At 73.5% G+C, this 8,184-nt stretch carries 6 protein-coding genes; 4 read left to right on the top strand and 2 right to left on the bottom strand.

The window, feature by feature from the left end; translation table 11 throughout:
- Positions 1 to 129 precede the first annotated feature (129 nt).
- A complete protein-coding gene (locus tag ACFRQN_RS20725) occupies positions 130 to 750 on the bottom strand; it encodes a TetR/AcrR family transcriptional regulator (RefSeq protein ID WP_380741476.1) in 621 nt (206 codons plus the stop codon).
- 119 nt (positions 751 to 869) lie between these two features.
- Between ACFRQN_RS20725 and ACFRQN_RS20720 the strand changes: the two genes are divergently transcribed.
- On the top strand, positions 870 to 1,907 hold the full coding sequence (locus tag ACFRQN_RS20720) for an aldo/keto reductase (protein ID WP_049654646.1): 1,038 nt from the start codon (positions 870 to 872) through the stop codon (positions 1,905 to 1,907).
- A gap of 142 nt (positions 1,908 to 2,049) precedes the next feature.
- Here the strand turns inward: ACFRQN_RS20720 and ACFRQN_RS20715 are convergent, their stop codons facing one another.
- The gene (locus ACFRQN_RS20715) at positions 2,050 to 3,018 is read right to left on the bottom strand and encodes an NAD-dependent epimerase/dehydratase family protein (protein WP_380741475.1); all 969 of its coding nucleotides are present in this window, start codon (positions 3,016 to 3,018) and stop codon (positions 2,050 to 2,052) included.
- A gap of 382 nt (positions 3,019 to 3,400) precedes the next feature.
- On the opposite strand from ACFRQN_RS20715, the gene ACFRQN_RS20710 reads away from it, so the two are divergent.
- From ACFRQN_RS20710 to ACFRQN_RS20700, 3 genes are all read left to right on the top strand, one after another.
- Positions 3,401 to 6,166: an SdrD B-like domain-containing protein gene (locus ACFRQN_RS20710; RefSeq protein WP_380741474.1), complete on the top strand. Its 2,766-nt coding sequence runs from the start codon at positions 3,401 to 3,403 to the stop codon at positions 6,164 to 6,166.
- 133 nt (positions 6,167 to 6,299) lie between these two features.
- Complete coding sequence (locus tag ACFRQN_RS20705) at positions 6,300 to 7,097, top strand: hypothetical protein (protein ID WP_074005754.1); 798 nt, start codon at positions 6,300 to 6,302, stop codon at positions 7,095 to 7,097.
- A gap of 190 nt (positions 7,098 to 7,287) precedes the next feature.
- A complete protein-coding gene (locus ACFRQN_RS20700) occupies positions 7,288 to 8,178 on the top strand; it encodes an ABC transporter substrate-binding protein (RefSeq protein ID WP_117492893.1) in 891 nt (296 codons plus the stop codon).
- The last annotated feature ends 6 nt before the right edge of the window (positions 8,179 to 8,184 follow it).

The following is an 8,184-nucleotide window of genomic DNA, read 5'->3' as shown; positions in this document are numbered from 1 at the left end:
CGCCGGGGGAGCCCCCCGGCGGCCCCCGCCGTCGGTCGGATGATGTCGGAGCGTCGTTCCGGCCTTCCAGGGCCCTCGCCGCGCCCGGCGGCCGCACAACGCTTCGGCGCTGTGCGGCCGTTCGCGTTCCTAGCCGCCCTGCCGCCGGTACGCCCCGGCGCGGGCCGCCGCCTCGGCGGCCTCCGCCGCGCGGTCCGCGGCCGCCTCGTCCAGCGGCTCGGCGGTGGTGAGCATCCGGTAGTAGAGCGGTGCCGAGACCGCCCGGACGACCTCGAACCCGTCGGTGTCCGGCGGGAGTTCGCCGCGCTCGACGGCCGCGGCGACGCACGGCGCCCACTCCTCGACCCGGCGCCGGTAGAAGTGCCGCAGGGCCTCGGCCGCGTCCGGGTCGCAGGTCGCCGCCACGATGACGGCGCGGAACAGCGCGCCCTGCCGGGGGTCGGCCAGGGTGCGCTGGACGAGCCGGGCGTTGGCCCGGAGGTCCCCGGCGAGGGAGCCGCTGTCGGTGCGCGGCAGCGACTGCTCGGCCATGTCCGCGAGCAGGTCGGCGACCAGCGCGGTGGTGCTGCCCCAGCGGCGGTAGACGGTGGTGCGGCCGACCTCGGCCCGCTGGGCGATGTCGCCGAGGTCGAGGCCGCTGAAGCCGCGCTCGACCAGGGCGTCCTCGGCGGCGCGCAGGACGGCGGCGCGGACCCGGGCGGTCCGGCCGCCGGGGCGGACCGTGCCGGGCGTGGAGGGCTCGACGGCCATTAACGGGATTCCTGTTCCATTAGACGGGTGGACTCTGCTAGGTTCAGAGCATCCTAACGGAACAGCGGTCCCATTAGGGGCTTCGAGGGGAGAAATCCGCCATGACCATCGCCACCGACATGGAGTACCGCCGGCTCGGCGCGTCCGGACTCAAGGTGCCCGCGCTCAGTCTCGGCACCGGCACCTTCGGCGGGCGCGGCCCGCTGTTCGGCGCCTGGGGCACCACCGACGTCCAGGAGGCCCGCCGGCTCCTCGACATCTCCATCGACGCCGGGGTCACCCTCTTCGACACCGCCGACGTCTACTCCGACGGCGCCTCCGAGGAGGTGCTCGGTCAGGCGGTCCGCGGCCGCCGCGACCAGGTGCTGATCTCCACCAAGGCCGGACTGCCCACCGGCGACGGCCCGCAGGACGCCGGCACCTCCCGCGCCCGGCTGGTCCGGAGCGTCGACGACGCGCTGCGCCGCCTCGGCACCGACTATCTGGACCTGTTTCAGCTGCACGCTTACGACGCCGGCACCCCGATCGAGGAGGTGCTCGCCACCCTGGAGGACCTGGTCCGGGCCGGCAAGATCCGCTACACCGGCGTCTCCAACTTCTCCGGCTGGCAGCTGATGAAGTCCCTCGCCCTCGCCGATCGGCACGGCCGCCCCCGGTACGCCGCCCACCAGGTCTACTACTCGCTCGTCGGCCGCGACTACGAGTGGGAACTGATGCCGCTCGCACAGGAGGAAGGCGTCGGCGCCCTGGTCTGGAGCCCGCTCGGCTGGGGCCGGCTCACGGGGAAGATCCGCCGCGGGCAGCCGCTCCCGGACGGCAGCCGGCTGCACGACACCGCCGACTACGGCCCGCCGGTGGAGGACGAGCTGCTGTACCGGGTGGTCGACGCGCTGATCGAGGTCGCCGCCGAGACCGAACGCACCGTCCCCCAGGTGGCGATCAACTGGCTGCTGCGCCGTCCGACCGTCTCCTCGGTCATCATCGGCGCCCGCAACGAGGAGCAGCTGCGGCAGAACCTCGGCGCGGTCGGCTGGTCCCTGACGGAGGAGCAGGTGGCCCGGCTGGACGCGGCGAGCGCCCGCACCGCGCCGTACCCGTACTTCCCGTACCGGCGGCAGGAGGCGTTCGCCCGGCTCAACCCGCCCCTGGCGGGCTGAGGCGCGCAAGGGGCGTGGCGATCAGCGGAGGCCCGAGCGGCGTGGGCCCCGGCCCGGGAGATGTCCGGGCCGGGGCCGGACCGGCTGTCGCGGGGCGGCGGTCGGCCCCGTGCCGGTGGACTCCGCGTCGGCGCCGCTACCGCTACCGCTGGTGCCAGGCGGCGAGGAGTTCGGCCTCCCGCTCGGGGTCGAGGGTGCCCGGCACGCGTTCGAACGGCTGGATGTCGCGGGCGCTGTCGGCCACCGGCCGGAGGGCGAGGCCGGTGGCGAGGGCGGCCGCCGGGTCGGCGGTGCTGGTGGCGCGGCTCTCCGGGTCGGCGGGCCAGAGCGGGAGGGCGCGCTCCTGGACGCCGGCGGCCCGGAGGAAGTCCTCGTCCACCCAGGTGAGGGTGGTGCCGGGCGGGGCGACCGCCGTGGCGACGGCGTCGAGCAGGTCGCCGATGCCGAACGGCGGGGGAGTGGCGGCGTGGTAGGCGCCGGAGGCGCCCCGCTCCAGCAGGGCGAGCATCCAGGCGGCGAGGTCGCGGACGTCGACCACCTGGAGCGGCGCGTCCGGCCGGCCCGGGGCGAGCACCTCGCCGCCCCGGGTGAGGCGCTCCACCCAGTAGTCGAAGCGGTGGGTGTAGTCGCGGGGGCCGATCACGTACGTCGGGCGGACCAGCAGGGTCTCCGGGCCGAAGGCCTGCCGGGCGGCGCGCTCGCACTGGACCTTGAGGACGCCGTAGGTCTCGGCGGTGATCTCCTCGGCCTCCGGGCCGTCGGCGGGGAGCAGGGCGGAGTCCTCGGCGTAGCCCGGGGCGGCCGGGACGTCGTACACCGAGAGCGAGGAGACCAGCAGGTAGCGCCCGGCAGCGCCGGGGTCGAGGGCGGCCGCCAACTCCCGTACCTGGCGCGGGTAGTAGGCGCAGAGGTCGACGGTGGCGTCCCAGTGCCGACCGCGCAGCGCGGACAGGTCGGCGTCGCGGTCGGCGATCAGGTGGGTGGCGTCCGGGAGGAGTCCGGCGCCGGAGCGGCCCCGGTGCACCACCGTGACCTCGTGCCCGGCGGCCAGTGCCGCCTCGGCGAAGTGGAATCCGATGAAGCGGGTGCCGCCGATGACCAGAATGCGCATTCGGACATCGTGCCAGTCCGCCCCGGGGCGGGGCCAGCCGGTGGCCGGTTGTTGCCCAAGTTGTGGGTGGGGTGGGTGAGTCGGGGCCCGGTGTGGACGGTTCCGGGGGGAAGAGTGTTCGACGGTCAACGGTGCGGTACGGTGACGGCCGGGGGCGGCGGGCCGCAGCAGGCGGATCGGCGCTGGTCAACGGCTCGACGGCCGGGGTCGGATGAGCAGCCGTGACGGCCTCGTAACGTCTGATCTCCTGTCAAAGTTCCTTGTTTCCCGGCGAACTTGTGTGAAGTCCCTTTAAGCTCCCGTTAACAATGGCGGCTTTCCGCCACTCGCGAACTCGCTCCCGAGGTCGGGCGGCAGGCCCAACTGGATGATGAGAGCAGGGATGACGACGACAAATGATCGAACCGTCGGTGCCGCGCGCGGCTCCGGCGGGCGGCGGACGGGTCCACCCGGCCGCCGCGCCGCGGGCCTTCGCACCGCGGGCGGCGCGGTGACGCTGGCCGTACTGGCCGGTTCCTGGTCCCTGGCGGCGGCCCCGCCGGCCTTCCCCCAGACCGGTGACGGCACGGTGGCGGTCCACGTGATCCGGGCCGTGGACACCGACGGTGTGTGGACGCCCGGGCTGGAATCGGGCATGGCGGGCGTGAAGGTGACGCTCACCGACGAGGCCGGGGCCTCCATCGAGGGCACCACGGCGGCGGACGGCACGGTGACGCTGGCGCCGGCCGCGAGCAAGCTGACCGGCGGCAAGTACCGCGTCCAGGTGGTGAACCCGAAGCCGGGCGTGCTCTACCCGGCCTTCGCCTCCCGCGAGGGTCTGGACGGCGGGCCGAACAAGTTGAGCTCCAACGAGGAGTTCGTCGACCTCTCCGGCGGCAAGAAGGTGGAGATCACCACGGGGCTCTGGAGCCCGGGTGACTACTGCCAGAAGAACGCGCCGCTGGTGTCGACCTGTCAGAACCCGCCCCAGGACGGGGCCGCCCAGCACACGCTGGTGTCCTTCCCGTACGAGTCCCGGGGCACGGCCGGCACCGGCTTCACCCTGACCGACGTGGCCACGGCCGGGCAGACCGGCAACCTGTACGGCATCGCCTGGAACAAGGCCGACAAGCGGGTGTTCTCCTCGGCCCAGGCCAAGCGGACCACCGCCTACGGCCCCGGCGGCCCCGGCGGGATCTACGTCACCGACTGGGCGACGAAGAAGACCACGCTGTTCGCCACCGTCCCGGACGCGGGCACCACCCCGCACGGCCCGGGCAACGACGACGGCTTCCTGGCCCCGGTGGGCAAGGAGAGCCTCGGCGGCATCAAGATCACCGACGACGGCAAGGACCTCTTCGTCGTCAACCTGAACGACCGCAAGCTCTACCGCTACGACGCCACCGCGGCGACGGCGGCCGCGCCCAAGGCCGCCTACGCCATCCCGGACCCGGGCTGCCCGGCGCCGGGGGACTGGCGTCCGTACGGCCTCGGCATCCAGGACGGCACCGGCTTCCTCGGCGGCGTCTGCTCGGGCGAGTCCACCGGCAAGGCCACGGACCTGCGCGCCGTGGTGCTGCCGTTCGACCTGTCCACCGGCGCGTTCAAGCCGGCCGTGCTGAACCAGCCGCTCGACTACCCGCGCGGCACCACCGTCGGCGGCCCGTGCCCGGGCACCGCCTGGTTCCCGTGGCAGGACACCTTCCCGACCACCCAGAACGGCCAGGCCTGCGGGGCCAACTACCTGGCCAACCCCGAGCCGGCGGTCGCCGAGATCGCCTTCGAGACCGACGGCTCGATGCTGCTCGCCTTCCGGGACCGCTTCGGCGACCAGTCGGCGGCCAGCCCGACGGGCAACGTGATGTCCAAGGTCCTGCCCGGCGGCGACCTCCTCAAGGCCTGCCCGGAGAACGGCACGTACGTGCTGGACACCAACCTGGGCTGCGGGTCCAAGGCCCGGGGCCAGCGGTTCTTCGACAACGCCCGGATCGGCCACAACAACCCCGCCAACGCCGGGATGGCGTTCTCGAAGGTCGAGGACTCCATCGTGACCTCGGGCTACGACAGCGACAGCCAGGCCTACGGCTACGGCAGCGCCTTCCAGAAGCGCGACGGCAAGGCGGACGGCGGCGTGCGGCTCAACACGGCCCCGGGCATCCCGCCGTTCGGCAAGGGCGCCGCGATGGGCGACCTGGAGGTGCTCTGCGACCAGGCGCCGCTCCAGATCGGCAACCGGGTCTGGTACGACCCCGAGCGCAGCGGCCTCCAACTGCCGGGCCAGAAGCCGGTTCCGGGTGCCACCGTCCACCTGTACGACGAGTCGGGGAAGCTCGTCGGCACCACCAAGACGACCAAGCGCGGCGAGTACTACTTCGACGACAGCAACGTCGACGGCGGCCTCAAGCCGAGGACCAAGTACACGATCAAGCTGGACAACCCGGCGGACTACGCCAAGGACGGCCCCCTCTTCCAGTGGGTGCCGACCGACCACGACGTCGGTGACAACCACTTCATCGACTCCAAGGGCATCGTTCCGAAGGACGGCAGGTTCCCGGAGCGGGCGCTGACCACCGGCGGCCCCGGCGAGAACGACCACACCTACGACTTCGGCTTCCGACTCCAGGAGGGCGCGCTGCGCCTGGTCAAGCACGACCAGGACGGCAAGCCGCTGGCCGGCGCCAAGTTCCAGCTGTGGCACGAGACCAACGGGACCGACGGGCTCCAGCCGACCGGCGACAAGCCCGACACCAAGGTCGGTGAGCCCTGCACGACCGGCGCCGACGGCATCTGCCAGGGCACCGGCGTGCCGGGGACGTACTACTGGCAGGAGCTGAGCCCGCCGGACGGCTACGCGGCGCCGGAGGTCACCGTCTTCGGCCCGCTGAAGCTGACCTCGGCGAACCTCGACGCCGGTGTGGAGGTGACGGCCGTCAACAAGCTGATCCCGACGCCGACACCGACGCCCACCCCGACCGAGACGCCGACCCCGGCGCCGACGACGGCGGCCCCGGTGCCGCCGGCCCCGGCGCCCCCGGCGTCCGGGCACCTGCCCAACACCGGTGCGGGTGAAGGGATGCCGATCGTGTTGACCAGCGCGGCGGCGCTGATCGCCCTCGGCACCGCCACGGTGCTGGTGGCCCGCAGGCGCAAGGCCGCCCAGCGCGGCTAGCCCCGGACGGGGTGTTCGTACCGGGCCCGGTGCGGGGAGACCGGCACCGGGCCCGAATCGGGCGGGTTCGTGGGACCGTTGGTCCCCGGGCCCGCCCGACTGTCGTGTCCGACCGAGGAGAGGGAGCGGCTGCATGCCCCGCAAGACGAAGGCCGACGGCCGCGGGCCCCGGCGGTCCCACTGGCTCAAGGCCCTGATCGCGATCGTGGTGTGCGGCGCCGCGGCGGGCGGCGTGGCCGTCTACCGGACGGTCTCCGACGAGGCCGTCGAACGCCCGGTGACCACCGACGAGGCCGGCCGGCTCGCCCTGTCGCGGCTGAACCTCTACCAGGCGAGCCCGGTGGCGGTGACGCTCACGGCCGAGGAGGGCGGGGGCGTCACCATCCGGGTCGACGGGGTCGTCGACTACCGCAACCACCGGGGGGTCGGCCGCTACCGGACCACCGGCGCGAGCGGGGCGCTGGACCACGGCCTGATCGTCTGGGACACCGGCGGCCTCGGGCTGGCCCCCGACCAGGCCGGCACCGCCCCCGCCACCGACGCCCCCGCCTGGGAGCAGGCCGAGCGCATCCCGCGCCAGGGCTGGTCGCCGCGCACCTACACGGCGGATCCGCTGGACGCCGGACTGAACCTGCTGGTCCAGCTCGGCGCGGACCGCCCCGACAACCCGCTGCTGCTCGCCCAGTCCGGGGCCCGCTGGCTGGGCCGGGACCGGATCGACGGCAAGGGCTACGACCGCTTCGCCGGTCCGCGCGCCCAGGGGGCCGCGCCCGACGGTGCCCGTTCGCCGCTGACCTACTGGGTCGACGGCGACGGCGGGCTGCGCCGGGTGACGATGCGGATGCCGGGGCTGGGCACCCCCACCACCGTCGAGCTCGCCGGACGGCAGGCGGACGCCAAGCTGCCCGAGGCCCCGTGGCTCACCGGCTGACCGGCGCACCGGTCGGCCGGCCGACCGGTCGACCGGGCGACCAGGCCGGCCCGGTACGGCCGGAAGCCGCAGGACAGGGCGGTCAGCCGTACAAAAATCGTTGGTGAGGCAGCAATAGCTTCATCATCTTCCGTTCACCCGGACCCGGCTGCCAGCATCGGCGCACCGTCACCGCCCGAGGGAGTAGCCGATGAACCGCCCCCGTTCCCTGCGCTGTCTGGCCGCACTGTCCCTGGTCGTCCTGGCCGCCACCGCCTGCGGGCGCTCCGACCAGGGCGGCTCCCCGGCCGCCGGCGCGGCCCAGGCCGCGCAGAACGCCGGGAAGAGCGCCGCCGAGCTGCTCCCGGCGAAGAACAAGCAGAGCGGCGTGCTCAGAGTCGCCACCTCCGTCGGCTACCCGCCGATGGAGATGTACAAGCCCGGCACCACCGAGCTGACCGGGGTCGACCCGGACCTCGCCGCCGCCGTCGCCGGGAGGCTCGGCCTGAAGCTGGAGCTCGCCAACTCCTCCTTCGACGGCCTGATCCCCGGCCTCCAGGCCGGCCGCTACGACCTGGTGATGTCCTCCATGACGGACAGTGCCCAGCGCCGCCAGGCCGTCGACTTCGTCGACTACTTCCGCACCGGCGGCGTGATCATGACGAAGAAGGGCAACCCCGAGGGCATCAAGTCCCTGGAGGACCTCTGCGGCAAGAAGGTGGTCCTCGCCAAGGGCAGCTCCAACCTGGAGATCGGCGAGCAGCAGAACGCCAAGTGCGCCACCAGGATGGCGATCTCGCAGAGCGAGGACGCCCCGACCGGGCTGCTCCAGCTGGACAGCGAGCGGGCCGTGGCCACGATCGTGGACTACCCGGTGGCGCAGATGTTCGTGCAGAACAGCGGCTCCTACGAGGTGCTGCCGGACCAGTACGGGACGGCGCCCTGGGGCATCGCGGTGGCGAAGAAGGACTCCGGGCTGCGCGACGCGGTGCAGAAGGCGCTCCAGGAGCTGATCGAGAGCGGCGAGTACCGCAAGGTGCTGGACACCTACCAGGTCGGCGGCAGCGCGGTGGAGCGCGCCACCGTCAACGCGGCGCAGTGAGAACGG

It is taken from the genome of Kitasatospora sp. NPDC056800, assembly GCF_042789775.1.
Classification (GTDB): domain Bacteria; phylum Actinomycetota; class Actinomycetes; order Streptomycetales; family Streptomycetaceae; genus Kitasatospora.
The sequence above is the reverse complement of the archived record's forward strand: the minus strand, read 5'-3'. Positions and strand labels throughout refer to the sequence as shown.